This is a genomic window from Variovorax defluvii (assembly GCF_039541515.1).
Lineage (GTDB): Bacteria > Pseudomonadota > Gammaproteobacteria > Burkholderiales > Burkholderiaceae_C > Variovorax > Variovorax defluvii.
Genome location: NZ_BAABGJ010000025.1, coordinates 1 through 26,690 on the forward strand (window position 1 = coordinate 1; position 26,690 = coordinate 26,690).

General features: G+C 64.8%; 24 protein-coding genes and 1 pseudogene. 8 read left to right on the plus strand and 17 right to left on the minus strand.

Annotated features, from left to right (window positions below; genetic code table 11):
* Positions 1 to 572 precede the first annotated feature (572 nt).
* From ABEA07_RS13445 to ABEA07_RS13515, 15 genes and pseudogenes are all read right to left on the minus strand, one after another.
* The gene (locus tag ABEA07_RS13445) at positions 573 to 2,765 is read right to left on the minus strand and encodes a xanthine dehydrogenase family protein molybdopterin-binding subunit (protein WP_345538424.1); all 2,193 of its coding nucleotides are present in this window, start codon (positions 2,763 to 2,765) and stop codon (positions 573 to 575) included.
* A 17-nt stretch (positions 2,766 to 2,782) separates the two neighbouring features.
* The gene (locus tag ABEA07_RS13450) at positions 2,783 to 3,775 is read right to left on the minus strand and encodes an FAD binding domain-containing protein (RefSeq protein WP_345538426.1); all 993 of its coding nucleotides are present in this window, start codon (positions 3,773 to 3,775) and stop codon (positions 2,783 to 2,785) included.
* Positions 3,762 to 4,583: a 2Fe-2S iron-sulfur cluster-binding protein gene (locus ABEA07_RS13455; protein WP_345538427.1), complete on the minus strand. Its 822-nt coding sequence runs from the start codon at positions 4,581 to 4,583 to the stop codon at positions 3,762 to 3,764. The genes ABEA07_RS13450 and ABEA07_RS13455 overlap by 14 nt, the downstream gene beginning before the upstream one ends.
* A 177-nt stretch (positions 4,584 to 4,760) precedes the next feature.
* Positions 4,761 to 5,912, minus strand: a complete 1,152-nt coding sequence (locus ABEA07_RS13460; RefSeq protein ID WP_345538429.1) for a metallophosphoesterase — start codon at positions 5,910 to 5,912, stop codon at positions 4,761 to 4,763.
* A 148-nt stretch (positions 5,913 to 6,060) separates the two neighbouring features.
* A complete protein-coding gene (locus ABEA07_RS13465) occupies positions 6,061 to 7,203 on the minus strand; it encodes an MBL fold metallo-hydrolase (RefSeq protein WP_345538431.1) in 1,143 nt (380 codons plus the stop codon).
* Positions 7,204 to 7,252: 49 nt separating this feature from the next.
* Positions 7,253 to 8,020: an SDR family NAD(P)-dependent oxidoreductase gene (locus ABEA07_RS13470; protein WP_345538432.1), complete on the minus strand. Its 768-nt coding sequence runs from the start codon at positions 8,018 to 8,020 to the stop codon at positions 7,253 to 7,255.
* Positions 8,021 to 8,198: 178 nt separating this feature from the next.
* Positions 8,199 to 9,191 carry an SMP-30/gluconolactonase/LRE family protein gene (locus tag ABEA07_RS13475; protein ID WP_345538433.1) on the minus strand — a complete coding sequence of 331 codons (993 nt, stop codon included), beginning with the start codon at positions 9,189 to 9,191 and terminating at the stop codon, positions 8,199 to 8,201.
* 103 nt (positions 9,192 to 9,294) lie between these two features.
* Complete coding sequence (locus ABEA07_RS13480; protein ID WP_345538435.1) at positions 9,295 to 10,038, minus strand: SDR family oxidoreductase; 744 nt, start codon at positions 10,036 to 10,038, stop codon at positions 9,295 to 9,297.
* A 49-nt stretch (positions 10,039 to 10,087) separates the two neighbouring features.
* Complete coding sequence (locus tag ABEA07_RS13485) at positions 10,088 to 10,855, minus strand: glucose 1-dehydrogenase (RefSeq protein ID WP_345538453.1); 768 nt, start codon at positions 10,853 to 10,855, stop codon at positions 10,088 to 10,090.
* Between the two features lie 30 nt (positions 10,856 to 10,885).
* The gene (locus tag ABEA07_RS13490; protein ID WP_345538436.1) at positions 10,886 to 11,518 is read right to left on the minus strand and encodes an NAD(P)H-binding protein; all 633 of its coding nucleotides are present in this window, start codon (positions 11,516 to 11,518) and stop codon (positions 10,886 to 10,888) included.
* Positions 11,519 to 11,524: 6 nt separating this feature from the next.
* Complete coding sequence (locus ABEA07_RS13495) at positions 11,525 to 12,073, minus strand: cyclophilin-like fold protein (RefSeq protein WP_345538437.1); 549 nt, start codon at positions 12,071 to 12,073, stop codon at positions 11,525 to 11,527.
* 24 nt (positions 12,074 to 12,097) lie between these two features.
* Positions 12,098 to 13,228 carry an MFS transporter gene (locus ABEA07_RS13500; RefSeq protein ID WP_345538454.1) on the minus strand — a complete coding sequence of 377 codons (1,131 nt, stop codon included), beginning with the start codon at positions 13,226 to 13,228 and terminating at the stop codon, positions 12,098 to 12,100.
* A 165-nt stretch (positions 13,229 to 13,393) separates the two neighbouring features.
* Positions 13,394 to 14,384 (minus strand): annotated as a pseudogene (locus ABEA07_RS13505) (aldo/keto reductase).
* Between the two features lie 265 nt (positions 14,385 to 14,649).
* Complete coding sequence (locus ABEA07_RS13510) at positions 14,650 to 15,144, minus strand: hypothetical protein (RefSeq protein ID WP_345538438.1); 495 nt, start codon at positions 15,142 to 15,144, stop codon at positions 14,650 to 14,652.
* Positions 15,145 to 15,158: 14 nt separating this feature from the next.
* On the minus strand, positions 15,159 to 15,728 hold the full coding sequence (locus ABEA07_RS13515) for a hypothetical protein (RefSeq protein ID WP_345538439.1): 570 nt from the start codon (positions 15,726 to 15,728) through the stop codon (positions 15,159 to 15,161).
* Between the two features lie 186 nt (positions 15,729 to 15,914).
* Here ABEA07_RS13515 and ABEA07_RS13520 point away from each other — a divergent pair, with 186 nt between their 5' ends.
* On the plus strand, positions 15,915 to 16,829 hold the full coding sequence (locus ABEA07_RS13520) for a LysR family transcriptional regulator (protein ID WP_345538441.1): 915 nt from the start codon (positions 15,915 to 15,917) through the stop codon (positions 16,827 to 16,829).
* Positions 16,830 to 17,067: 238 nt separating this feature from the next.
* Here the strand turns inward: ABEA07_RS13520 and ABEA07_RS13525 are convergent, their stop codons facing one another.
* A complete protein-coding gene (locus ABEA07_RS13525; RefSeq protein ID WP_345538442.1) occupies positions 17,068 to 18,066 on the minus strand; it encodes an Ldh family oxidoreductase in 999 nt (332 codons plus the stop codon).
* Between the two features lie 191 nt (positions 18,067 to 18,257).
* On the opposite strand from ABEA07_RS13525, the gene ABEA07_RS13530 reads away from it, so the two are divergent.
* Positions 18,258 to 19,232 (plus strand): Bug family tripartite tricarboxylate transporter substrate binding protein, encoded by a 975-nt coding sequence (locus tag ABEA07_RS13530; RefSeq protein WP_345538444.1) that lies wholly within the window; start codon positions 18,258 to 18,260, stop codon positions 19,230 to 19,232.
* Positions 19,233 to 19,257: 25 nt separating this feature from the next.
* Here the strand turns inward: ABEA07_RS13530 and ABEA07_RS13535 are convergent, their stop codons facing one another.
* A complete protein-coding gene (locus ABEA07_RS13535) occupies positions 19,258 to 20,175 on the minus strand; it encodes a LysR family transcriptional regulator (RefSeq protein ID WP_345538445.1) in 918 nt (305 codons plus the stop codon).
* A gap of 262 nt (positions 20,176 to 20,437) precedes the next feature.
* Between ABEA07_RS13535 and ABEA07_RS13540 the strand changes: the two genes are divergently transcribed.
* From ABEA07_RS13540 to ABEA07_RS13565, 6 genes are all read left to right on the plus strand, one after another.
* Positions 20,438 to 22,153 carry a flavin-containing monooxygenase gene (locus ABEA07_RS13540; RefSeq protein ID WP_345538446.1) on the plus strand — a complete coding sequence of 572 codons (1,716 nt, stop codon included), beginning with the start codon at positions 20,438 to 20,440 and terminating at the stop codon, positions 22,151 to 22,153.
* Positions 22,154 to 22,173: 20 nt separating this feature from the next.
* On the plus strand, positions 22,174 to 23,001 hold the full coding sequence (locus ABEA07_RS13545) for an SDR family NAD(P)-dependent oxidoreductase (RefSeq protein WP_345538447.1): 828 nt from the start codon (positions 22,174 to 22,176) through the stop codon (positions 22,999 to 23,001).
* 275 nt (positions 23,002 to 23,276) lie between these two features.
* Positions 23,277 to 24,023 carry a Bug family tripartite tricarboxylate transporter substrate binding protein gene (locus ABEA07_RS13550; RefSeq protein ID WP_345538448.1) on the plus strand — a complete coding sequence of 249 codons (747 nt, stop codon included), beginning with the start codon at positions 23,277 to 23,279 and terminating at the stop codon, positions 24,021 to 24,023.
* Positions 24,024 to 24,107: 84 nt separating this feature from the next.
* The gene (locus ABEA07_RS13555) at positions 24,108 to 24,986 is read left to right on the plus strand and encodes a beta-keto acid cleavage family enzyme (RefSeq protein ID WP_345538449.1); all 879 of its coding nucleotides are present in this window, start codon (positions 24,108 to 24,110) and stop codon (positions 24,984 to 24,986) included.
* Positions 24,987 to 24,989: 3 nt separating this feature from the next.
* Positions 24,990 to 25,571: a carboxymuconolactone decarboxylase family protein gene (locus ABEA07_RS13560; protein WP_345538450.1), complete on the plus strand. Its 582-nt coding sequence runs from the start codon at positions 24,990 to 24,992 to the stop codon at positions 25,569 to 25,571.
* Entirely contained in the window at positions 25,568 to 26,596 is a 1,029-nt protein-coding gene (locus tag ABEA07_RS13565) for an amidohydrolase family protein (RefSeq protein ID WP_345538451.1), read from the plus strand. The genes ABEA07_RS13560 and ABEA07_RS13565 overlap by 4 nt, the downstream gene beginning before the upstream one ends.
* Positions 26,597 to 26,690: the final 94 nt, after the last annotated feature.

A 26,690-nucleotide genomic window follows, 5' to 3' on the forward strand; every position in this document is an offset into this window, starting at 1 on the left:
GCTTTGATCACGCGCATGCGTGATCGTTGGGCGCAGAGCCAGCCCTTCAAACTGGCTGCCTGAAGAATACGTGTGCGAATTTCAGAAACGGACTACTAAGGTATGGGCGAGGCCGCCGAGCACCAGCGCTACGACCGATGCCCCGGTGAAGGTAGCCCAGCCGTGAGTCCGCCATGGGGCCGACCTGCCTGCCGGAAGCCGCCTGATCGACGGGAGGAGCAACAAGGCGGAGAGAACGAAGGGGGCAATGAGCCGCGGCGCAAGCGGCCAGCCGGAAAAGCACCTCCCAAATGCTCCATGCCACGGTCCAGACCAGCATCGCGCCATAGATCCACACCCCTCGCACATCGCCCCGCCAGAGTAAGACGCCGCTGAGGATGCACGCCACACCGGTGAGCAGGTACCAGGGCGAGCCACCGCTGGCAGCCAGCACTGCACCGCCGCCGGCAAGTGCCAGCCCGAAGGCGAGCAGGACCAGCGCCACGGCCTGACGCGGCCATATGCGCGACGCCCGCGACGGAGGACTTTCGGGGTTCTGTCCGCCAAGGGGCGCTGTGTTGCGTTGGGCGAAGTCATAGCAGCTTTTCCGGCGTGATCGGCAGGTCGCGGATGCGCTTGCCGGTGGCGTGGTACACCGCGTTGGCGATGGCCGCCGGGATGCCGACCATGCCGAGTTCGCCCATGCCTTTGACGCCGAGCGGATTGACGATGGTGTCCTCTTCCTCGACGAAGATGGTCTCGATCGCGTGGATGTCGGCGTTCACTGGCACGTGGTAGTGCTGCAGACTGGCGTTCATGATGCGCCCGGTGCGGTGATCGACTTCCGTTGCTTCTTCCAACGCCATGCCAATGCCCCAGACCACACCGCCGATCTCCTGGCTGTGCGAGGCCAGCGGATTGAGGATCTTGCCGCAGGCGGTGATCTCGATCACCCGGGTCACCCGGATCGTGCCCAGGTCGGGATCGACCTTCACCTCGACGAACTGGGCGCCGTGGGCCAGCGAGGCATACTTCGCGCGTTCGGGTGACGGCGTGGAGTTGTGAACCTCGTTGATCTCGCTGGTGCCCGTGCGCCGCATGATCTCGGCGATATCGACGAAGCGCGACGGATCACCCTTGGCGCGTAAGCGGCCGTCAAACATCTCTACGTCCGTGGCTGCGATGCCGCGCAGGGGCGAGGCGGCCTCCCGGTTCGCCAGGTCCAGCAGCTTCGCGGTGATGGTCAGCGCCGCGCCGCGCACCGCCGAGCCGACGCTGGAGGTAGTCCACGAACCGCCCTGGGCCGGCGCCTGGGGTTGTCGCGTGTCACCCAGCTCGAACTTCACCTGGTCCAGCCGAAGCCCCAGGAATTCGGCGGCGATCATGCTCATCACCGTGTACGTGCCCGGCCCGATGTCGCTGGTCGCGCTGGTCACGCTGGCGGTGCCGTCGGCGCGGTAGATGACGCGCGCGCTCGCGGGCATCTGCAGGGCGCCCCACACGCTCGACGCCATGCCCCAGCCGACCAGCAGCTTGCCATCGCGCATTGAGCGCGGCTCGGGGTTGCGGCTCTTCCAGCCGAACTTCTCCGCGCCCAGGCGGTAGCACTCGCGCAGGGCCTTGCTGGAGAAGGGCTTTCCGCTTTCCGGATCGACCTCGGCATAGTTGATCAGGCGCAGCTGCAGCGGGTCAATCTTCAGCGCATAGGCCAGCTCGTCCATCGCACTCTCCAGCGCGAACATGCCGCTGACCGCACCCGGGGCGCGCATCCAGGTCGGCGTCGCCAGATCGGTGGCCGAAACCTTGAGCGGCGCATGCAGGTTGGGGCAGGCATAGACCTGCTTGAGAAAGCCGGTGGTGTTGTCGGAAAACGGTTCGAACGAGGAGGTGTTGTGAAAGGCCTCGTGGACGATAGCCTGCAGTTTGCCGCTTCGGTCCGCGCCGAGGGTGACCTTCTGGATCGTCTGCGGCCGATAGCCGTGCCCAGTAAACATCTGCGCCCGCGTGAAAACCACCTTGACCGGACGCTTGAGCTCGCGCGCGGCCATCGCGGTTAGCGACGGGTAGTAGTTCGGCTTGAGCGAGGAGCCGAAGGCGCCGCCGACGAAGGGCGACACCACACGGATGTTCTCGGCCGGCACGCCCAGGCCTTCGGCCAGGTGCTCCTGGACGCCGTAGACGTTCTGGGTCTTGTCGAAGATCGTGAGGTGCTCGCCCTCCCAGAAGGCAATCGCCGCGTGCGGCTCGATCGGGTTGTGGTGCTCGATCGGAATGCGGTATTCAGATTGGACCTTGATCGCCGCCGCCTGCAACGCAGCCGTAGGGTTGCCTCGCGGGACGCTCTTGGCCGTGTCCGGGTCGGGTTGTGCGCGATCCAGCACGGTTTCCAGATCGGTCGAATGCGCCTCGCGTTGATAGGACACCTTCACCAGCCGCGCGGCATGGCGCGCCTGCTCGTAGGTCTCGGCGACCACCAGGGCGATCGGCTGGCCGTTGAAGAACACCCGGTCCGATTGCAGTGGCCAGGACCATTGCGGCGGCCCCTCGGCTGCTGCCTTCTTGCCCAGGCGGCGCGCGTTGAGGTGGGTGAAGACGCGCACGACGCCTGCGGCCTGTTCGGCTCCGCGGATATCGATTGCGGTGATCCGGCCCTTGGTCACGGTGCTTTGCACGATGAAACCGTAAGCGACGTGCGGAACCTGGAACTCGGCCGTGTACTTGGCCTTGCCCGTGACTTTGGCGACCCCGTCCACGCGGGTCGTTTCTTTTCCGAGATAGCGTGCCATGGCGATTCTCCTTGCGCTCAAGCCAGTTTGGCGGCGCGCATCAGCGCACGCACGACGGATCGTTGACCCAATTCCACCTTGTAGGCGTTGTGGGCCAGCGGACGGGCATCGCTCAGCGCGGCTTGGGCGGCCTGGCTGAACGTGTTCTCGTTCGCACGCCGGCCGACCAGCGCGGCCTCGGCCTCGGCACTGCGCCAGGGCTTGTGGGCGACGCTGCCCAGCACCACCCGTGCCTGGCGGATGGTGCCGCCGTCGAGCTGCAGGGCGGCCGCGACGGCGACCATCGCGAAGGCGTACGAGGTCCGATCGCGCACCTTGAGGTAGTGGGAGTTGCGCGCGAACTCCGCTGCCGAGACCGGCAATTCGATGGCGAGGATCAACTCACCGTGCTCGAGGTTGTTGTCCCGCTGCGGCGTGTCACCGGGCAGGCGGTGAAAATCGCCGATCGGGATCAGCCGGTCGCGGCCGTCCGTCGCACGCACGCGCACATTGGCGTCGAGTGCATATAGCGCGTTGGCCATGTCGCCCGGGTAGGTTGCCACACACGCTTCGCTCCAGCCGAGGACGGCGTGGATCTTGTTCAGCCCCTCGCGCGCACCGCAGCCGGTGCCGGCCTCGCGCTTGTTGCACGGCGTCGCGGTGTCGTAGAAGTAGTTGCAGCGGGTGCGCTGCAGAAGGTTGCCGCCATTGGTCGCCATGTTGCGCAACTGCCCGGAGGCGCCCGCGACGATGGCTTGGGTCAGAAGCGGGTAGTTCTCGCGGATCAGCGGATGGTTGGCGGTCTCGGTGTTGGTCGCCAGCGCCCCGACGGAGAGGCCGACGCGGGTGCGCTGGATTTGCCGCAGCGGCAACTGGCGGATGTCCACCAGGCGCGTGGGCCGTTCGACGTCTTCCTTCATCAGATCCACAAGATTGGAGCCGCCCGCGAGGAACTTCGCGCCAGGAACGCTCGCCACCGCGGTAGCGCCCGATGCGGCATCGGCCGCCCGCACATACTCAAACGGTCTCATGGCCATCCTCCTTGCGCAACGACGCCAATTGCGTATCTGTGGCGAATCCCCACGTCTGGGCGGTCTGGCGGCCCGAGTGCGCCTCCTGCACCGCGGCAACGATGCCGGGATAGGCGCCGCAGCGGCAGATGTTGCCGCTCATGCGCTCTTTGATTTCATCGTCGGTCAGGCGTGTCGTCGTCTTGCTGACATCGGCGGTGACGTGGCTGACGTCGCCGCGGCGCGCCTCGCCCAGCAGGCCCACGGCTGAGCAGATCTGTCCCGGCGTGCAGTACCCGCACTGGAAGCCGTCGTGCTTGATGAAGGCGGCCTGCACCGGGTGCAGTTGATCGCCCCGGGCCAACCCTTCAATGGTGGTGACTTCACGCCCTTCGAGCGTCGCTGCCAGGGTGAGGCAGGAGAGGACGCGCTGGCCGTCCACCAGCACCGTGCAGGCACCGCATTGGCCTTGATCGCAGCCTTTCTTCGAACCGGTCAACGCCAGGCGTTCGCGCAAGGCGTCGAGCAGCACGACGCGCGAGTCGAGTTCCAGGGTCTGCTGCACGCCGTTGACCTGCAAGCCCACCCTGACGACGTTCTGCGCCTTGATCGGCGCGGTGGCGGCGCCCTTGGCAAGCGGCATCTGTGCCAGCGCGGCCTCTTGGGCCAGCAGGTTCGCCGCGAACAGGCCAACGCCGCCTGCGGCGGAGTTGATCATGAAGGTGCGTCGCGACTGGCCGACACCATCTAACTCGGGCATTTCTCTCAGGAGCGCTGCTTCGTCTGCGCTCAGATCGACCGGTGGTTCGGTCTCGATGGGGTATTTCATCGTGAGGGTCCTTTCTGTCACGCTCAAAGGCGTAGGCGGTTGGGCATTGCCAAGGGATAGGCTGCGTACAGTGCGGTGCCAGCCACTTCCGCGTCCTGTGGGTTTTCTGGCATCAATGGCGCATAGGTGGGGTTCTCCTGATGAGTCGTTGCAATGGGTTTGCTGGCGGCGTGCGCCTCAGCCGCGCCGCAGCGTGACGATCGAAATCTCGCGCGGCACGCCGATCCGCAGGGGGAGCCAGTGACCCAGCCCTGAGCTCACGTCGAGGTAGGCATTCCCTTCCCGGTAGATGCCGTGCATGTAGTCGTAGGCGGCGATCACCGGCCGCCCGAAGAGACGAACCTGGCCTCCGTGCGTGTGGCTGGACAGCGTGAGGATGGCCCCGCGCGCCGAGGCGATGGGGAAGAACTCGGGATGATGCGAGAGCACGACCAAGGGCTCGCCGGGCGCCATCTGTGCGAAAGCCAAGTCGGCGAACCTGAGCATGGCGGCGTCCTGCTCGTCGCGTGGCAGCATGTGGCGCCCGTCCGCGGCCAGCGGGTAGTCCACGCCGGCCACGCGCAAGGGAACGCCGCGCGGATGGATCTGGATGCTGCTGTTGATCAGCACCTCGATGCGTGGATTGCGGAGCTTGAGCGCAGCGACGATGGCAGCCTCGTTGGGGTACTTGTCGTGGTTGCCGAGGATGGAGAGCACCGGTAGCGCCTGGCTGCGTTCCAGGGCGTCCAGCGTTGGTTCGAGTTGGTCGAGGTCATCGATCAGGTCGCCGGTGATCGCCAGCAGGTCAACCTTGCGGGCGTTGACGAGATTCACGGCGGCGGTGAGGTCGGCGGGTTTGATGAAGGGGCCGACATGGACATCGCCGATGTTGGCGATGCGCAGGCCATCCAGGCCTTCGGGCAGACCGCTTACCTGGACCACTTCCTCGCGCACGAGGGGGCCGCCCACGGTACCGAAGCTCACGGCGATGCCGACCACCAGCGACAGGCCGACATACAGGAGTTGCACCCGTGGGCCGTGCGCCTGTGTCCCCGCCGGCATACGCCGCCCGAGCAGCCAGCGCCCGGCCAGGAGCAGCGCGAACGGCACGGTCAGGAGCACCGCCGTCACGAGCGCACCGACCCAGATGGTGACCATCCATCTGCCAGCCTGGCTCCAGATGCCCTCCAGCTCGGGCAGGAACCACCAGACCAGGTGCACAAGCGCGGCGGTGGCCCAGAAGGCCACTTGAGCCCTCGGCCGGCGCGCGGCGCTGCCGCTCGCCAGCAGGAACAGGCCCACCGCGAGGGTCAGGACGACGGAGCGGAAGAAGACGAAAGTCGGGCTCATCGGGGAATCGGCCTCTGCATCAAGGTGCGCGCACTCAGCCGGCGGCAGGAAGGCCGAACGTATAGGGTGGACCAAAGGACTGCGGGTGCTTCTTCGGGGCGCACGCCTGCCAGGCGCTGCCACAGCGACGGTACGGCGGACTGCTGCACTACTTCATTTCTCCTTGGACGTTGGCCGGGAGGCGGGGCCACTTGTTCATTGCGCCGCTTTCCCACCATGCGGCGAACGCCTGCGTGCGGCCGTCCAGATACATCGCCTGTCCAATCTTTGGCGTCCACAGTGCATAGCCATGCCCGCGGCTGGCCGCAACGATGCGCTTGAACGGGTCATCCCAGTCATGCGGAGCGATGGAGAAACGGCCCACGTGCGCCTGCATCAGCACATGGGCACGCAGTTCCTCGGCCGCCTGCGCGGCCTGTTCGGGGGTCATGTGGACGTTCGCCCAGCGCGGGTCGTACTGGCCGGCGTCGAGGGCCACCCAGTCGAAGGGGCCGAGCCGCTGGCCGATCTCGGCGAAGTGCGGCCCGTAGCCCGAATCGCCGCTGGCGAAGAGGCGCCGCTCCGGGGATACCAGCGCGAAGCCGACCCACAGCGACTGGTCCCTGGTGAAGGTGCGCCCGGAATAGTGCCGGGCCGGGGTGACGTGGACCTGCACCTGCGGCGTCAGCGCGACGGCCTCATTCCAGTCAGCCTCGCGCATGGCGCTCATGTCGTAGCCCCAGGCCTCGAAATGCGCCCCCACTCCCAGTCCCACGATCACCTGCCGGACCTTGGGCTGGAGCGCCCGTACGGTCGGATAGTCCAGGTGATCGTAGTGGTCGTGGCTGATCAGCAGCGCATCGATCTCGGGAATGTCGTCGGCGGTATAGAGGTTGGTGCCCTCGAACGCCCGGTTCGCGCCGGGTATGGGCGCGGCATTGGCGCTGAAGACCGGATCGATCAGGATGCGTTGCCCGCCCAGTTGCACGAAGTAGGACGAATGGCCGAGCCAAACCACCAAGTCTTGGGCGGGATCGAGCGCCTTGAGGTCGGTCTTCATGGCGGGTACGGCGCCCGGCGGTCGGGTCTGGCCCATCTCCCCGATGAGGGTTTCCATCCACATTGACCACTCGGACTGGTCGGTCGTGCGCATGGGCGTGTCGATCTGGTTGCGGAACGCGCCGCCTACATGGTTGGGCGAGCGCTCGATGCGCGCCAGCCGCTCGCCGCTGGGCAACTCTCCGAACACGGGCTGCTGCAGATAGGCGATGGCGCCGACCGCGCCGAGGATGGCGATACCGAGGAAGGCCATGAGAAAACGACTCCAGGATCTCTTCATGCAGGGGATGCGGTGGGCACCTTCACGCCAGCTTGGTGCCGGTGGCCCGCGCGAGTTCGGCCAGCAACTGGTCCTGAAACTTGGTGTCGCTGACGGCGGGATGCGGCTGCTCACGCCGCTGGTGATGCCAATAGCCGCCGCTGCTCAGCGCCTTGGCGTCGTCGCTGGTGGCGAGCCACTCCTGGGTCAGATGCCCCAGCCGCAGGTCGTCGGGCGCACTCGGGCCGCCCATCTTGGTCGGCACCCAGCCCGGATCGACGGCGTTGCTGAGGGCGTCGGGCCACAGCCGTGCAACGGCCGCGGCCAGTGCGGTAACGAACAGCTTGCTGTCCGAGTAGCTGCCCGTGGAGGTGCGCCCGGACCAGTCCATGCCGGCCAGGCTGGCGTGTCTGCCCCGGTGCATGCTGCTGCTCAGGTAGACCAAGCGCCTGGGGCGCTGGATCAGGGCCGTGAGCAGATACGGCGTGATGACGTTGACGACCAGCACCTGCGAGCCCGAGAGGACGCCCGCGTTGTGGATGACCGCATCGATCGGGCCGATAGCGTTCACCTGGTTGGCGAGGTCGCGGATCTGCGCGAGGTCCGACAGGTCGCCGATGGTAGCGGCGGCGCCCTGATCTACCAGTTCCTTCACGGCTGACAACCGGGCCTGGGAGCGCACATGCACCACGACTTCGTGGCCCTGGGCCAGCAGTGTCTTGGCCGTGGCATGGCCGAGCCCGTCGGCCGAGCCGGTGACGAACACGCGTGCCTTGCCGTCCCTGTTGCGACCTCGTTGTGCATTGGACATGGGAGACGCCCTTCGGGAACTCGGCGGCATCTGCGCCCAGGATGTCGCGGCGGTCAGCACCGAAGCCGCGGCCACGGTCGAACCCAGTCCGGCGCCTGCAGTGAGAAAACCTTGACGGTCCATGAGCGTGTCCTCCGATCAGGCCGCCAGGCGCTGTGCGCGCTGTGGCGGCATAGCGTTATTGGGATGAAGCAGGAGGCAGCCCCTTGCTGAAGACCTTGGCGTGGAACACCGTCGCGCCTTGCCCGCGGTCCATGTCGCTGGTGACGGCGTAGAGATCGTTCCTGCCGGGGTGGATGGCCAGGCTCGTGGAGGCCAGGTTGTGGCCACCATCGCGTCCGGGCAGCAGCACCTGGCCGATGGGGATCCCGTTGCGGTTGAAGGCCAGCACGCGGCCCTGTCCGTAGATTGCCACGTACACGTTGCCATCGGCGTCCGCCCGCATCGAGTCCGGCGCGGGTCCAGTGAAGTGGTAGGCGATGGACGAGCCGATGGGCGCGATGGTGGTCGCGTCGGCCAATTCGATCCGGTGCAGCAGGTTGCGGCCGAACTCGGTGGCCCACAGCGTCTTGCCGTCGGGGCCGAGCGCCGGCCCGTTGGCCATTGCGAGATGAGGCAGCACCAGCCTGATGGTGGTCAGGTCCGGCGCGGCGTAGTACACGCCGCCCTTGGGTTCGGTCGCGCTGCCCTTGAAATCGGTGAAGTAGAAGCCGCCGCGCGCATTGAACACGAGGTCATTGGGCATGTACCCGGCCACAGGCGGCACGATCGCCTGCAGGCCCGAGCCGTCCGGGTTCACCGCGAAGATCGCCCCGCGTCCGTTCGGAATGTCCAGCGCAGCGATGAACAGGCGCCCATCCGGGTGGAAGGACAGGCCGCCCGGCGAGAGCGCGTCCAGCGTGACGACGGTGGACAACTGCTTGTCTGGCGTCAGGCGGAGCACGCGACGCCCGCTCACGTCGCAGAAAAGCAGATTGCCGCTGCGGTCGAAGATCGCCCCTTCGAGGATTGGCCCTTCGTCAGAGACCTTGAACCAAGGCTCGGCCGCGGCGGTCTGCAAGGCACGTTCGGACGCCGGGACCGGCACTGCGCTTCGCGTCTGCGCGTCGTAGGCCAGCCCGGTCACACTGCTCTGCTGGGCCGAAGCTCCCGGCATGAGGCCCATGCCCATGAGCAGGCATGTGGCAGCGAGGGCTGTTCGTACTTTGGTGGCAGGCCGGCCGCCTTGCTGGGGGCCCGCTTCGCTGAAAGATGCTGGAGTCATGGATCGGCCCTTACCAAGGTTGATTGGCGGGGCCGACCGTGAACTCGTTGATCGTCGTGTCCTCGGGCTGATCGATTGCGAAAGCCACGACGCTGGCAATCCGGTTCGGCGAGATGCCATGGGTGTCGTAGATGCCCTGCATCTGGTCAAGCGACGCCTTGTCGGTGAACGTCTTGAGCAACTCGGTATTGATGGCCGCCGGGTAGATCGTCGCGGTGCGGATGTTTGTGCCTTCCATGGCGGACTCCATGCGCAGGACTTCCATGAAGTCGCGTACGAACCATTTGGTTCCGCCGTAGACGGCGCCGCCGGGATAGGCCTTGAGCCCCGCCACCGACGAGGTGGCGATGACATGGCCGGACTTCCGGGCCAGGAACTCCGGCAGCACGGCCGCGACGCCATTGAGCACGCCCTTGACGTTGACATCAACCATCTGGTGCCACTCGTCGGTCTTGAGCGCCGACAGCGGCGAGTTCGGCATCAGGCCAGCATTCAGGAAAACGACGTCTACGCGGCCGAAGCGGTCTTTGGCCAGCTTGACGATGGCGTCGTTCTCGGACTGCCGGGTGACGTCCAGTTCCTGGTACACCGCCTTGCCGCCATGCTGCTGGATGTCGTCGGCGATCCGCTTCAGGTTGTCGGCACGCCGCGCGCCGAGCACGACCTTGGCGCCTTGGCTGGCGAGCAGCTTGGCCGTGGCTTCGCCGATGCCGGACGAGGCGCCTGTGATGATGATGACTTTGTCTTTGATCATGATGTTTGCTACCTTCTCTGTGCGCCGGCAACACCTGCCGGCGTGATGATCAGTAAACGGTGAATCCGCCGTCCACGGCCAGCGCCTGGCCGGTCACGAAGGTCGAGCCCGAGCTGCACAGCCAGAGCACCGCGTCGGCGATCTCCTCACCGCGTCCCAGGCGCTTCATCGGCAGGTCGCGCAGCAGGTCTTCCATCGCCAGCATCCCCTTGTCCAGCATGGACGAGACCATCGGGGTGTCGATCGTGCCGGGGCACACGGCATTAACGCGAATGCCGCGCGTGGCGTATTCAAGCGCCGCGCTGCGGGTCAGGCCGATCACGCCGTGCTTGGTGCCGTGGTAGGCGGCAATCAACGCCCGACCGGTGAGCCCGCCGATGGATGAGCAGTTGACGATTGCGCCGCTGCCTTGCTTGCGCATCTGCGCCAACTCGTGCTTCATGCAAGCCCAGACGCCGCGCTGGTTGATGGCGCTGATGCGGTTGTAGTCCTCGATGGACTGGTCCGCGATCTCCGACGCGGGGATCTGGATGCCGGCGTTGTTGAACGCGGCATCCAGGCGGCCAAATTCATCCACCGTGCGCTTCACCGCCGCCGCCACCTGGGCTTCGTTGGCTACATCGCACACCACGCCGATGGCCTTGCCGCCGCCGGCCACGATCCCGTTCACGGCCTGCTGCAGGGCGGCCTCGCTCACGTCCGCCAATGTGACCGCCGCCCCGGCACTGGCGAAGGCACGCGCCGTATCGAGTCCCATGCCGGATGCTGCGCCGGTGACCAGCGCAACCTGACCCTTGAAGTCGTAGGTGACGTTCATCATGTGCTTCCTTCTGCGGTCCCAAAGAAATCAGCGGTAGGCAGCCGGCCGGTCGCCATCGGTGTCGGGCTGGCTGATTCCAAGGTTCTGGTTGGCGTAGTGATCGGGGTTCCTGACGACGTCCGCCACGAATCGGCCGATGCTGGCGCGCGAGGTTTCTGTGCCCTTGTAGGTCTCGCCTTTGCGGGTCAGCTGGAATTCCTCAGTGGGCTTGCTGGTCAGCCAGACCGGGCGCAGAACGGTGTAGGTCAGGGCCGATTGCTCGGCCACCTCGGCCGTCTTCAGATTGATGGGGCGGTACTGGCCGACCATGCCCTTGTCCCATGCATTGAACGGTTCTGGCAGCTCGTCATAGATGCCACCGGCGCTGATGACGACGAGGTGGCGGGCGCCGGCCTCCTTCATGGCGCGAACGATGTTCGCCGTCTTGGCGTCCAGGTCCAGGCCGCCCATGGTGCTGATGACGATCTCTTGCCCGCGGATCGCACGGGTCAGGTCCGTGAGGCGGGTGGCATCGCCTTCCACGACATCGACGCGATCGCTCTGTATGGGGCTGGCGCGGCGCAGGAACAGGGTCAGCTTCACGTCGTCCTGTTCCAGCAGACGGGGGATGATCTCTCTCGACGTACTGCCGCTGGCGCCGATCAGCATCACGTTCTTCATCGTTGCTCAGTCCTTGGAGAACTCGATTCGCACGTTGCCCCTGCCGAGTGCCTGCGCGAGGCCAGCGGGGTCGTCCACGCGGCCGAGGCGGGTGTACGAGTAGGAAGAGCTGAAGGTCAGGTAGAAGACCACCAACGTCTTCGATCCGTACAGCATGATGTCGCCGTTACGGATGGTGCCGGGTCGGCTGGCATTCGTGGGCAGCGCTTTCGGCAGCTCGGCGTGCTTCTCGTTGCTGTTGAGGTCGGCCATGTCAATCGAGAGCGGCAGCATCGCGGCGAATGCGCGGGCAGCCTCGGTATCGGCCGGCGTAAAGGCGAAACGGCGTTCGCCGACAGTCATCCACATGCGAGATTCCTCCGGTTGGACAGTGGCCGCCGCAGTGGTGGCGGTGGGCGAGCCAGATGCGCCCGGCTGGGCGGCGTCGCATCCTCCGAGCACGAGCAGCCCGCAAAGCAGACCAATCCCGCGCACGGCCTGCAGGCCACGCGCGCGGCGGCTATTAATCGCCGAACGGCGTTGGCTGCTGAGAGAGACACTGAAATTCGTGGTCATCGGTTTCTCCTGGTGGTGTGCAACTCAGGCCGGTTGCCGGACTTGCGAACGAGAGGTCTGGAAGGCGAGGAAGGCCGCGACGAGCAGCACAGCAGCGCTCACCACGAAGGTGCTGCGATAGCCCGCCGAATCGAACAGCACGCCGCCCACAGTCGAGCCCAGGGCAATGGCCAACTGGATCACCGCCACCATCAAGCCGCCGCCGACCTCGGCGTTGTGCGGCATGGCTTCGGCGATCCAGCTCCACCAGCCAACAGGTGCTGACGTCGCCATCAAGCCCCACAGGCCCAGCAGCATCACGACCGCGGCCACCCAGGCCCCGGTGGGAATCAGCGCCAGCGCGATGACCGCCATCAGGACCGGAATCGTGATCAGCGTGCTGTACAGGCCGCGCTTGAGGATGGTGCCGATCAGAGCAGTTCCGATGAAGCCGGCCACGCCGATCACCAGCAGGATCAGCGACAGCGCGGACACGCTCACGTGCGTCACCGTTTCAAGGAACGGGCGCACGTAGGTGAACAAGGCGAACTGTCCCATGAAGAAAGCGCCGCACGCGGCCATGCCCAGCGCAACGGGACGGCTGCTCAGTACCTTGAAGACGTTGCCTGAGCCCGGCGTGCGTTCCTGGGCCTGCATGGCAGGCAGGCTGATCCATTGCCAGGTCAGCGCAATCGCGGCTACCGGCACCAGGCAGAAGAACGCTCCGCGCCAACCCATGACTGAGCCCAGGTAGCTGCCCAGCGGTGCGGCGATGACCGTGGCAAGCGCGTTGCCGCCGTTGAAGATCGCCAGGGCGCGCGGCACCTGTGTCGCTGGCACCAGCCGCATGGCGGTGGCGGCCGACATGGACCAGAAGCCGCCGATGACCACGCCGATGAGCGCGCGTCCGACCATGTAGATCAGGTAATTCGGTGCAAGCGCGACCACGGCGCCAGACAAGGCCATCAGTGCAGTCAGCACCAGCAGCAGTGTCTTGCGGTTCATGCCACCTGCCAGCGAGGAGATTGACAGGCTGGTCAGCACGGCGAACGCGCCCGAGATCCCGATGCCTTGCCCGGCCATGCCCTCGGTGACGTGGAGGTCGGCCGCCATCGGCGTCAGCAGGCTGACTGGCATGAACTCGGATGCGATCAGTGCGAAGACGCACAGCGACATCGCGAAAACGCCGCTCCAATTGGCGGGCTGCGCTTTGGTATTGCGAGTGGAAAAAGTGGCTGTCGAGGCATCACCTGTGTGGATCGTCATGAAAATTCTTCGTTCTCTGCCCTGATGTCTATGGGAAATGCCGCGCTCGTCCGGCGAGCACGGCTCTGCGGACGTTCAGTCCTTGCCGATCTGGTCCATCTGCTTGGCGTCCATGCGGCCGCCGTGGACGGTGATCCTGGACAAGGCCGCTTCGATCTCGCGCAGGTCTTCCGGCGTGAGGTTGACGTTGATTGAGCCGAGGTTCTCGCGCGCGTAGTCCAGATTGGTCGTGCCGGGAATGGAGACGATCCAGGGCTCTTGCGCCGCCAGCCACGCCAGCGCAATCTGCGCACGCGTCGCGCCCTTCTTCTCGCCAAAGGCCTTCAGGAAGTCCGGGATCGGCTGGTTCGCCTTCATGACCTGGGCGCTGAAGCGCGGGAAAGTCTTGCGCAGGTCCGTCTTGCCATCGAACCCGGCCTGTGCGTTCAGCGGCAGCTTGCCAGGCAGGAAGCCCTGGCCAGCGGGCCCCAGGGCACGAAGCCGATGCCCAGTTCCCCGCAGGCCTGCAGCACTCCGTTGCGCTCGACGCTGCGCTCCATGATCGAGTACTCGGTCTGGATCGCTGCGAGGGGCTGGACGGCATGGGCGCGGCGGATGGTGCGCGCGCTGGGCTCGGACAGGCGAAGTGCAGCACTTTGCCTTCCTGGATCAGGTCCTTGATCGTGCCAGCCACGTCCTCGATCGGCACAGTCAGATCGACGCGGTGTTGGTAGTAGAGGTCGATGCGGTCGGTCTTCAGGCGCTTGAGCGATTCCTTGACCACGCGGCGGATGCGCTCGGGCCGGCTGTCCAGGCCGTTCGTGCCGTCAATCTTGAAGCCGAACTTGGTGGCGATGGCGACGTGGTTGCGCACCGGGCCCAGCGCTTCGGCCACGAGTTCTTCGTTCACGTAGGGACCATAGACCTCGGCGGTGTCGAAGAAGGTGATGCCGCGCTCGTAGGCGTCGCGGATCACGCGGACGCTCGTCGCGCGGTCCACGCCCGGGCCGTAGTGGCCGGGGCTGTTGCTCATGCAGCCGAAGCCCAACTCCGACACCTGCAGCTTGCCCAGCTTGCGCTTGCCGATGGTGTACGCCTGGATGCTGCCGCCATGTTGCGGGGTCTGCGCCAAGGCGGGTATTGCCAGCGATGCGGCGCCAATGGGTAGTGCAGCGCCAATAGCGGCGAGGCCAGCCGTCTGCAGGAAGCCACGTCGCTCGGCAGTCACAGCGGACTCTTGGGTAGCGTCGCGATCATTGATGCTCAGCGTGCTCATGGTGGATATCTTTCAAGTTGAAGTCGATGTGAAGAACAGGGATTGAGGTTTGGAGTCGATCCCGACGCTCCGAAGATCAGGTGTAGGCGAGGAGCCGGCCGGCGAAGATCACGCCTGTCCATGCGATCAGTGACACGCCTGCCCCAGCGCGGGCGGCGACCGGTGTCGCGGCGCCCTCCGTCCATTCGTTGACGCGGCGGTAGATGCCGCCGTGGAACACCAGCACGTTGAGGCAAGCGAGGATCAGCAGGCCGAACTTCCACGGCGCAGCTGCGGTACCAGCGACCACGGTCGCTTGCGAGCTCAACAGTGCGATGCCCGTGATAAAGGCGATGGCAAAGCCGATATGGGAGACGGGCAGCAGATTGCGCGCGGCTGTGGTGACGGGCACGACGCGGTGTCCGAATCCCAGCAGCCGGAGGTCGAAGGTGAAAGCCGGGCCGACAAGGAGAGCGATCCCAAGGATGTGGCTAGCCTCAAGCACGGGATAGAGGAATTCGGCGTTCCGCACCGTCTCCCCGAGCGCTGAGCCCTGCAGCAGCTTCAGCAACGAGTTGAGCAATTCAGGCATCTGTCGCAGAAGCCTTATTTCGACAGCGGCGCTCGTACAGGGAGCGTGTTGCCCAGTACCTGGTTCACAGGCACTGCGTCATTCCCATACCAGAACACAACGGGCCGAAACAGGCTGTCGTCTGTCCGATTGATGTAGCCGACTGCCTGGAAACGCTCCCCGATCTTCAGCGCGCGGCCCAAGCCCCACCTGCCGGACCAAGCCGGCGGTGCGATGATGATCTCCAACTCCTTGTGGGGGCCTTTGTACGAGGGCGCGGCACTAACACGGGCACTGTCTTCGGGATCTTGCAACTCCTTTGGAATCGCGAGCTTGGGAGTGCGGGCAGGTAGGTTGCTGTCCAGGCCTACATCGAAGAGCGAGTGCGGATTACCCCAGACACCATCCGAAGAGACTGTTCCCGCGATGTAGATGAGGCGGTCGGTGTTGAAGCCGGGCCACCCGTGATGCGCGAACGCCGGTAGAGCCGGAAAAAGCGAGGCTAGCGGTGCCGCCGTCAGCGCGGAAGCGCCGAGGATCACGCGCCGACGGCTGGGCGATACGGTTTCATTCTCATGGATGCGTTTCAGGTCGGTAGTTGCCATTCTTCATCTCCGTTTTCATCGGTTGCGCATGAAACCCGCGGGGTTCGGCGCTTGGCCAACCCAGGGCATCGGTATCGACTTCTTCATGCCTTGAATGTTGGGGCTTGGAAGTCAACCTGACTAGCTAATGAAATCTTAAAAGGCATATAAGTTGCGCTAATCAATTCGCCGTGGAAAACTAGCACCATGGTCAAACGCAACTTCAACGATCTCCTTTACTTCGTGACGGTAGCGCGGGAAGGCAGCTTCACGCGCGCCGCCTCGCTGCTGGGCGTCACGCAATCGGCCCTCAGCCAAGCCATCAGCGGCCTCGAGGCCAGGCTGGAGATCCGGTTGCTCACGCGCACCACGCGCAGTGTGTCGCTCACCGCGGCAGGCGAGCGACTGCTCAATGCCATCGGTCATCGATTCGACGAGATCGACGCGGAACTCGATGAGTTGACCGAGATGCGGGACAAGCCGGCCGGCACGGTGCGGATCACTTGCGGCGAACACATCCTTCGGACCACGCTGCTGCCCAAGCTCACGCCCTTGCTGCTCGAATACCCTGACATCAAGATAGAGTTCGACATCAACTACGGATTCAAGGACATCGTGGCCGACCGCTTCGACGCGGGTGTACGGCTGGGCGATACCATCGACAAAGACATGATCGCGGTCCCGATCGGGCCGCAGTTGCGCATGGCGATCGCGGCTTCGCCTGCGTACTTCGAGACGCATCCCATCCCCAAGACGCCGCGCGATCTGCTCAAGCACAACTGCATCAACATGCGCATGCAGACGGCGGGCGGTCTCTACACTTGGGACTTCGAGCGCCGGGGCCAGGCATTGAACGTGCGGGTGGACGGACAGCTCATTTTCAACACCTCGCCCAGCATGGTGGATGCGGCGGTGGCGGGGGTGGGTATCGCCTCCCTGCCTGAAGAAGAGTTCGCGCCCTACCTTGAGGAAGGGCGCCTGGTGCGTGTTCTGGAGGACTGGTGCCCCCCGTTCCCAGGCTACTACCTGTACTACCCGAGCCGCCGGCAGCCTTCGCCCGCGTTCTCGCTGGTGCTCAATGCGCTGCGCGTGGCGCTCCCGCCAACCCCAAAGCGGCGCTAAGCAGATTCGTTGGCAGAGCAGGGCTCGGCTGAGATGAAAGCCCAAGGCTACCCTGCCGCATCGACACCCCGACAAAGCCGGAGGTCAGGGCCTTCGATCCTCGGTCCAGCAGACGCGGGCGTGCAGGGTCACAGACCTTACGAATCGGGCCCCTTTCCTTAAAACGAGGCGCCAGGTGCGCGCAGTGCTGACGCACCTCTCGGGTACTTGTTGGGAAACTCGCTCTGTGACTACGCCATCATGGAAATGAGGAGCTATGGCTGGTGATGGCGTTGTATATTGGTTCGTCCACCTCCAGCCAGCCTCGAGTTTTCCCTTCGCGGACCTTTCGCGTGGCTGCGCTACCTGGAACCCTGACAGACGAACCATGGGGAACGGGCCTGGAGCCCTCCACCTGTTGCTGCAGGCTCTGAATGTTCTTCTTAAAGTCCTGAAGCGGCATGAGCAGTTCTGGATCAAGCGCCAAAAAGAAGTAACCCCAGCGGCCACCGCCATCACGGACGATGGGGTCGCTGCCACCAAGGATGCCCAAGGCCTGGACGATCATGGACAGCGCCGATCCGCGCGCGCCTCCCCAGGCCAGAATGGCGCCGCGCAGGGCCGCCGCAGGGTCGGTCGTCGGCTGGCCCGAGGGATCGACGGCACGCCCCTCTGGCAAGGGCTGGCCGATCTGCTGGTGATACAGCACGTCTCCCCACATCACCGAGGCGGACGAAAAGTCGATGACCAGCGGCACGGGGTCTGCCGGGAAAGCAAACGCGATCGGATTGGTTCCGAGCAGCCGGTCGATACCGCCGAACGGCGCCACGCGAGCGGTGGAGTTGCCCGCGTGCATGCCGATCAGGTCGACATCTGCGGCGCGCTCTACGTAGTATCGAAGCATTCCGGAAAACCAGCTATTGCTGACACCGACGACCCCGATGCCGCTGCGCTTCGCCAGGGCGATGGCTTTGTCCATAGCGAGCACGGACGTCACGTAGCCATTGACGTTCGCCCCGTCGATGAGCGCGGAAAGGGATGTCTCCCGCAAGGTGGTGATCGCCCCGCCTGGGCCGCGTTCCCTCAGCATGCCCGCGATCGGTTGCAGTCGGGACAGCCCGGCAAAGTCGTGGCCGGCCAGGGTCGCGTAGATCAGATGGTCTGCGACCATGCCTGCATGGTCGGCTGGCATTCCGTGATGCGTGAGGTACGACACGGCGATGTCCTTTGCCTCCGCAAGGTTGAGTTTCTTTTTCATGGCGTTCACTGACGTGTTTGGTTGCGAGACAAATCAGTCTAAGAACGCGAGTTGTCCTTCGCTTGCCATCTGGTGCAAAGCACCTTGCCAAGAGCGCCGATTGCCCCAGTTCGAGTTAAACCTAGACTTCAGAGAAGCAGGCTGACATACGTCAAGCCGACAAGACATCGGTATAGAAGGAGACACTTCTCATGGATAAGAGCAAAAGACGCTTCATCGGTCTGCTTGGAGCGTTGCCCCTGGTGGGTGCAGGAACGGCATTTGCGGATCGATTCCCCTCGAAGCCGATCAGAATCATCGTTCCGGCATCCGCCGGAACATCGATCGACGCCATCACGAGGTTCTTTGCCGACCCCCTCTCGAAGAGGCTGAATACCCCCGTGGTTGTCGAGAACCGACCGGGCGCCGGCGGATTGCTCGGCTACCAAGCTGCCGCACGTGCCCCGGCGGACGGCTATACGCTGATCCTCACGGGAATTCCCCTGTATCTCCTTCCCCTGTTCACGGATGTCACGCCGCCTCCATTGGATCCACTGAAGGATTTCGCACCCGTGGCACGCGTCGCGCGCGTGCCATTCGCGATCGTGGTGCCGGCGGATTCGCCCTATAAGAGCCTGCCCGACTTGATCGCAGCGATGCACAAGAGCCCCAACACCCTGACCTATTCGTCCCAAGGGGCTGGAAGCAGCGCGCATCTCTGCTCGGTCATCCTGAACGACATGAGCCGAACCAAGGCCCAGCACGTCGGCTACAAGGAAACCACCATGGCTGTCACGGATGTGGTGGGAGGAAGAATCTCCTTCAGCTGCCAAACATCCACCGGCGTTTTGCCATTGATCCAGTCCGGCAAGCTGCGGGCTTTGGCAGTCACCGGATCAAAACGGTGGGATGCCCTGCCGAACACGCCCACGGTCAGCGAGGCGGGCGTTTCGGGATTCGAGGTTTCTTCCCAGCTCGATTTCATGGCGCCGAATGGAACGCCTCAACCCGTCATTCGTGTACTGTCCCAGCAGATCGCACAAATAGCGCAAACCCCGGAGTTCAAGCAATTCTGCGAGAAGCAGATATTGACCCAGGAACCCGTTGAAGCCGGTGCGCTCGAAGCGGAAATGACGCGCGAGGTCGCCCGCTGGAAGAACGTCGCTCGCCTGGCTCGCGCGAACTGAATGCCACGGCCACTGACGGTGCATGCTAGCCACCGGAGAGTGGTGCATGCCTGCCGTCAAAGAGTTGAACAAGGAAATCCACGAACACGCGGACCTTCAACGACATGCCTCGGCTGCTGGGATAAACAACGTGCAGATCGGCGTCTGTGGAGATCGGGCTCACCGTGTAGTCGTGCAATACGCGAGCCAGTGCGCCGGCTTCGATCTGGGAGCGCACCATCCATTCGTGGACCATGATCATGCCCAGTCCCGACAGTGCGCCGGAAAGAAGGGCCAGCACATTGCCGGTACGCAGCTTTCCTGCGACTTGGATTTCCTCATGGACGCGATCTCGGTGGAAACGCCAGGTGGTCCCATACTGAGGCGCCGTAAAAAGAAGGCAGCTATGCCGCTCCAGTTCCCTGGGGGTGACGGGAACGCCGTGCCGTTTGAAGTAGCTCGGTGCGCCGCACACGATGCGCTGGCTGGGAATCAGGCGTCGCGCAACGATGTCGGAATCGGGTAGCTGGCCCATCCATACCGCGACGTCGATGTGGCTCGCCACGAGGTCCTGTCTTTCATCGGTCAACGTGATGTCCAGAGACAACTCGGGATACTTCTCGAGGAATGCGGGTAGTGCAGGAATGATGACGGTCGTTCCCGTGGAAACCCGCAACGAAACCCTCAGCATCCCCTTGACGCTCTGCTGAAACGACTGCGCCTCCGACTTCGCATTGCTCAGGTCCGACGCCAACTTGCATGCCCGCTCGTAGAACAGCCGGCCGGGCTCCGAGAGAGAAATTCCCCGTGTATTGCGATTGAGCAAGCGCACGCCCAATTCATCCTCCAGCGACTTGATCTGGCGAGCCACCGAACTCGTGGACGAACTGTCGCGCGCCGCCGCCGAGAAGCTGCCGGCCTCCACGACCCTGATGAAAGTTTGAATTCGAGCGAGTTCTTCCATGTGCGCACACAACCTTTACAAAGATTCAGAGACTCCCGGTCACACGCCAGGATGTCCCTTCAACCTTGGTTGCCTGACTCGCAGGCGACCTTTGCATCCGACGCAATAGCGCTTGCCACTTTGCTGCATATCGCCCGACGGCCACGCTATCTATAGTCGATTTCACTCATTAAAGCATTCACTACCCACCGGGGACTGAGATATGGACGCAACGACTTTGGAGCGCAGGAGCGCGGTGCAATCGATAACGCCTGCCAAACATGTGAGGCAGTGGCTTCGCTCCTTTGAGACGGCGCTTGCCCAAGGCTCGGAGCAGGACCTCAGGGCGCTCTTCGCGGCCGAATGCCATTGGCGCGATCTCCTGGCCTTCACCTGGAACATCACCCCTCACGACAGCCTTTCCGCCATTGTCGAGCAGCTCCTCAGGACCCAGCCGCGTGTCCAGGCCAAGGGGTTCTCGCTGCCGGATACCCGCACGCCGTCGCGCCTAGTCAAGCGCCTGGGCCTCGGGGTGATCGAGGCCATCTTCGAGTTCGAGACCGCCGCGGGGCGTGCGGAGGGCGTGGTCCGTTTGTTGGAGGAGCAGCCCGGCAAGGCGTGGATCCTCATGACGTCCTTGAAAGAACTCAAAGGTCACGAGGAGCCAGTCGGCGCGCGGCGGCCGAGCGGCGCCGAGGACATGCGCATGTTCGGCGGGCCGAACTGGGCGGACCGCCGGGCCGAGGAACCGCTGTTCCGTGATCGAGAGCCCGCCGTGCTGATCGTCGGCGCCGGCCAGGCCGGGCTCGCGGTGGCGGCGCGGCTGCGGTTGCTCGGTGTCGATGCGCTGGTGGTGGACTCGCTGCCCCGCGTGGGCGATGTCTGGCGCACCCGCTACCACGCGCTCGCCCTGCACAACCAGGTGGCGCTCAACCACTTGCCCTACCTGCCGTTTCCGCCGAGCTGGCCGAAGTACCTGCCCAAGGACATGGTGGGCCAGTGGCTGGAGACCTACGCGGAGGCGATGGAATGCAACGTCTGGACTGAGACCACCCTCGTGTCCGGCACCTACGACGAAAAGAATCAGCAGTGGCAGGCACGTGTGCGCCGCGCTGATGGTAGCGAGCGTGTTCTGCGTCCGCGGCACATCGTCTTCGCGAACGGCGTCGTCGGAGCTCCGCGCAAGGCCGTTGCGCCGGGCCTGGACGACTACAAGGGCGAGGTCATCCACACGCATTCGTTCAAGAGCGGCACGCCCTGGCGCGGCAAGCGCGCCCTGGTGCTGGGCGCGGGCACCAGCGGCCACGACATCGCCCAGGACCTTGCCAGCAGCGGCGCGGAGGTCAAGCTGATCCAACGCGGCTCGATCACCGTCGCCAGCGTGCAGGCCGCGGGGCTCAACCACGCCATCTACTACAACGAAGGCCTGCCATTGGAAGACACGGACCTGATCGCCGCGTCCAGCACATATCCGCTGCTGGTGCGCGGCTACCAGATGAACGTGGCCAAGATGAAGGAGATCGACAAGGACTTGCTCGAAGGGCTCAAGGCCAAAGGCATGAAGCTCGATTTCGGCGAGGACGAAACCGGGCACCAGATGAAGCTGCGCCGTCGCTTCGGAGGCTACTACCTCAACTGCGGTGCCTCCGACATGATCGTCAACGGGCAGATCGGCCTGCTGCAGTACGAGGACATCGACCGCTTCGTGGCGGACGGCGTGCGGCTGAAGGACGGCAGTATCGTGAATGCTGACCTGCTGGTCACGGCGACGGGCTATCACAACCAGCAGGAAGTGGTGCGGGACATTCTCGGACCGGACATCGCTGAGAAGGTGGGCCAGATCTGGGGCATCGCACCGGACGGCGAACTCGCCAACATGTTCCGGCCGACGCCCCAGCCAGGCCTCTGGTTCATCGGCGGCGGCCTCGCACATACCCGCATCTACTCGCATTACATCGCGCTGCAGATCAAGGCCCGCGAAGCAGGACTGCTCCAGTGAGCGCGGAAAGGGTGAACCGCATGCTTGATCTGACAGGCAAGGTCGCCTTCGTCGCCGGAGCGGGTTCGGTCGGCGAAGGCTGGGGCAATGGCAAGGCCACCGCCGTGCTGATGGCGCGGCAAGGTGCGACGGTCTATGGCGTGGATGTGAATCCGAAGGCACTCGAAGATACCGGCGCAGTGATGCAGCAGGAAGGATTGGCCAACTGGACAGGCCATGCGTGCGACCTGACCCGCAGCGACGAGGTGAAGGCGGCGGTGCAGGACTGCGTTCAACGGTACGGCCGCATCGACATCCTGGTCAACAACGTGGGCGGCAGCGCCCCCGGCGATCCGGTGTCGATGAGCGAAGAGACCTGGGACGCACAGATGGACCTGAACCTCAAGACGGCCTTTCTGGGGTGCAAACACGTGCTGCCGCTAATGGAGCAGCAGTTCGCCCAGAGCGGCAAGGGCGGCGCGATCGTGAACGTGTCCAGCATCGGCTGCATGAGCTTCCCGGTCGAGGGGCGCGTCAGCGCGGCCTATGCGGCATCGAAAGCGGGCGTCCTCGCATTCAGCCGCTCGACCGCGATCGCCTACGTCAAGAAAGGCATCCGGGTCAACACGGTCGTGCCGGGCACCATGCACACGCCGCTCGTCGAGCACCGGCTGGTGAAGCAGCTCGGCGCGCAGGATGCTCAGTCGCTCATCGCCAAACGGCATGCCAGCGTGCCCATGGGCCGCATGGGTGACGCCTGGGATGTGGCCAACGCCGTGCTCTTCCTCGCCAGCGACGAAGCCGGCTACATCACAGCCACGCAACTGGTCGTGGACGGCGGCATGACGGCCGCGCGCCCGGGGGCATGACATGAATCGGTTCGCATTCGCTTCATTGCTGCACTGCCGGGCCAGGGCACTCGCCTCTGTCGCGGCCGGACTGCTGGTCACCATCGCCTCGCTGGCTCCGGTCGGCGCGGCTCACGCGCAAGGCTATCCGAGCAAGCCCATTCGTCTGGTGGTTCCGTTTCCTCCCGGGGGAGCCACCGACATCGTCGCGCGGGAGATCACCCAGCCGCTGACTTCGACCCATCGCTGGACGTTCGTGGTGGAGAACCGTCCTGGCGCCGGAGGTGGCCTGGGGGGTGGACGTCGCGGCCAAGGCTGCAGCGGATGGGTACACCCTGCTGCTCGGTCAGACCAGCAACCTGGCGATCAACCCTTCGCTGTACGCGAAGCTGCCCTACGACCCGCTGAAGGACCTCGCGCCCATCGCCTCGATCGCCACGGCGCCCATGGTGATCGTCGTCCCAGCGGCGTCTCCATACAAGTCGCTGTCCGATCTGCTGGCCGCGGCGAAGGCGGCTCCCGATACCGTGAGTTTTGCATCGTCGGGCAACGGCTCGCTGGGCCACCTCACCGGCCAGCAGTTCCAGACCGCCGCCAAGGTCCGGCTTCGGCACATTCCCTACAAGGGCGCGAGCCAGGCTCTGATCGACGTCATCAGTGGGACCGTGGACAGCTACTTCACGTCGGTGCCGTCGGTGCGCCAAGCCATCCGCAACGGCCGGCTTCGTGCGCTCGCGGTGACGACGACCAGCCGCGCGGTGGATCTGCCCGAGGCGCCCACGATGGCCGAGGCCGGCTTCGCGAACTTCGAGGCCAGCACCTGGTTCGGGCTGCTGGCCCCCGCGGGCACGCCGCAGACGATCGTCAGGACGCTCTCGTCGGCTGTCAACGACGTGTTGAAGCAGCCTGAGCTGCGGGCACGGCTCGCCTCAGAAGGAGCGACGGTCACCGGCGGTAGCCCGGATCAGTTTACGGAAACGATCCGGTCCGACATCACGCGATGGGCCGAATTGGTCCGCGCGGCAGGCGCGAGGATCGAATAGAGGCACCGCCCGACATGGCAGTCCTCGATCGCGGGCCGGGTCCAGCGGTCTCGAAGAACTACACAGAATCTTTCTAGGAATCGCATGAGCCACACCACCATCATTTCTTGCGCCTTGACGGGCGGCGGAGACACCACGGCGATCAGCGCCCATGTCCCCGTGACGCCCAAGCAGATCGCGGGCGAGGCCCTGGCGGCGCGCGCCGCCGGCGCGGCCATCGTCCACATCCACGTGCGCGATCCCGAAACAGGAAAACCCAGCCGCGAACTGCGGCTCTACCAAGAGGTCGTGGACCGGATACGCGATGCCGGCAGCGATGTTCTGATCAACCTGACCACCGGCGCCGGCGGCCGGTACGTGCCCGACGAGTCCGATCCCAACAGGAACGCGATCGCCGGGATGGCGACGCCCGAGCAGCGCATGGAGCATGTGCTTCAACTGCGCCCGGACATCTGCAGCCTGGACATCGGAACGATGAACTTCGGCGCCCACGCTTTTCTCAACCTGCCCGCGGGCGTTGAGAAGATGGCCGCGGCCATACGGGCGGCCGGCATCAAGCCCGAACTCGAAATCTTCGACCTCGGGCATGCCGCCTATGCGCGGCACCTGTACGACCGCCAACTGCTGGACGGGCCGCTGTGGTTTCAGTTCTGTCTGGGCGTGCCATGGGGTGCGCCTGCCACTGCCGAGTCCCTGATGGCGATGCGGCAGTTGCTGCCTCCGGAGGCCTGCTGGAGTGCATTCGGCATTTCACGGTACCAGTTCCCGATGGTGGCGCAGGCCGTGCTGCTGGGCGGCCACGTCCGCGTCGGCCTGGAGGACAACCTGTACCTGACCCGTGGCCAATTGGCCCCCGGCAATGCCTCGCTCGTGGAGCGTGCGGCGCGCATCGTCCGGGAGCTGGATGCCGAGGTCGCGACGCCGGACCAGGCGCGCGAGATCCTGGGTCTTGCAAGGAGATAGGACATGGCACGACTAAATGCCATACCCGACGCGGAGCTGAGCCCGGAGCAGGCGTCGGTGTGCGCGGAGGCACGCTCCGGCCCCAGGGGCAAGATTCCCGCCCCGACGATCGCCTGGCTTCGCAATCCCGAACTGGCGCGTCGTGCGCAGAAGCTCGGCGAACTGCTGCGCTTCGAGACCTCGCTGGAGCCACAACTCACGGAACTCGCGATCCTCGTGTGCGGACGCCACTGGACTTCCCACCACGAATGGACCGCACACAAGGCCTTGGCCCTGAAGGCGGGTCTGCCGCCGGAAGTCATCGCCGATATCGCCGCCCGTCGTGTGCCCAACGTCCAGTGCGAGCGGCAGCGTGCCGTGTACGACGTTTCCCTGGCCTTGCTCAGGGAGGGAAGGATCGGCGCGGACCTCTACGCAAGAGGCATTGCGTACTTGGGAGAACAGGGCATTGTCGAGCTCGTCGGAGTGCTCGGCTACTACTGCCTCGTTGCCTTAACGCTCAATGCGTTCGAGCTTGGCATCCCCGAGAACGTCGCACCCGAGCTTCTGGACCCGCACTTCCCGGCGAGCGTCCCGACTGCATGAGCCAGCTTGGCGAGCACAGCGCGGCGAAGGAGGACGTGCTGGAGCCCGGCCAGCCCATCGTCGATGCCCACCATCACCTCTACGATCGGCCCGGAATAAGGTATCTGTTCGATGAGCTGCTGGCCGATCTCCGGTCGGGCCACGACATTCGAGCGACGGTCTATGTGCAGGCGCGTGCCATGCTGCGCCAGGACGGGGACGAGCGATTCAAGCACGTTGGAGAAACCGAATTCGCCAACGGTGTGGCGGCGATGTGCGCCAGCGGCACCTACGGCCCCATTCGCGCATGCGCTGCGATCGTCGGGGGCGCCGATCTGTGCCTCGGGCACGCGGTGCGGCCAGTGCTGGAGGCCCATATCGTCGCGGCAGGAGGAGCAGTCGAAAGCGGCGGACGTTTCAGGGGGATTCGCCATGTCGTGGCGTGGGACTCTGACCCCGCCTTGCTGAACTCGGCGTATCCGACGAGCGAGGACCTGCTCGACCAGGCCGAGTTTCGGGCAGGGTTCTCGCACCTGGCTCCATTGGGCCTGAGCTTCGATGCTTGGCTGTACTTCCATCAGATACCTCGCCTGACGGCGCTGGCGCGTGCGTTTCCTGATACCCGGATTGTCCTGAACCACTGCGGCGGCATCCTGGGACAAGGCCGCTATGAAGGCAAAGGCGACGAGGTATTTCGCCAGTGGAGCGCCGCGCTGCGCGAGCTTGCGTTGTGTCCCAATGTGATGGTCAAGCTCGGAGGGCTGGGAATGCCGCTAACTGGTCTGGAGCGCAGCAGACGTGTCGATGTGCCTTTGTCGGTCGAACTGGCGAGGTCCTGGCGGCCCTGGATGGAAGCGTGCATCGACGCCTTCGGTACATCCCGGTGCATGTTCGAGAGCAACTTCCCCGCCGACCGGGCCGGCCACGGCTATGTCGAGGGCTGGAATGCGTTCAAGCGACTGGTAGTGGACGCAAGTCCGACAGAAAAGGCGGACTTGTTTTGGCGCAGCGCATGCACGTGCTACCGACTTCCCCCTTTGGCTTAGTAGTCCGTTTCTGAAATTCGCACACGTATTCTTCAGGCAGCCAGTTTGAAGGGCTGGCTCTGCGCCCAACGATCACGCATGCGCGTGATCAAAG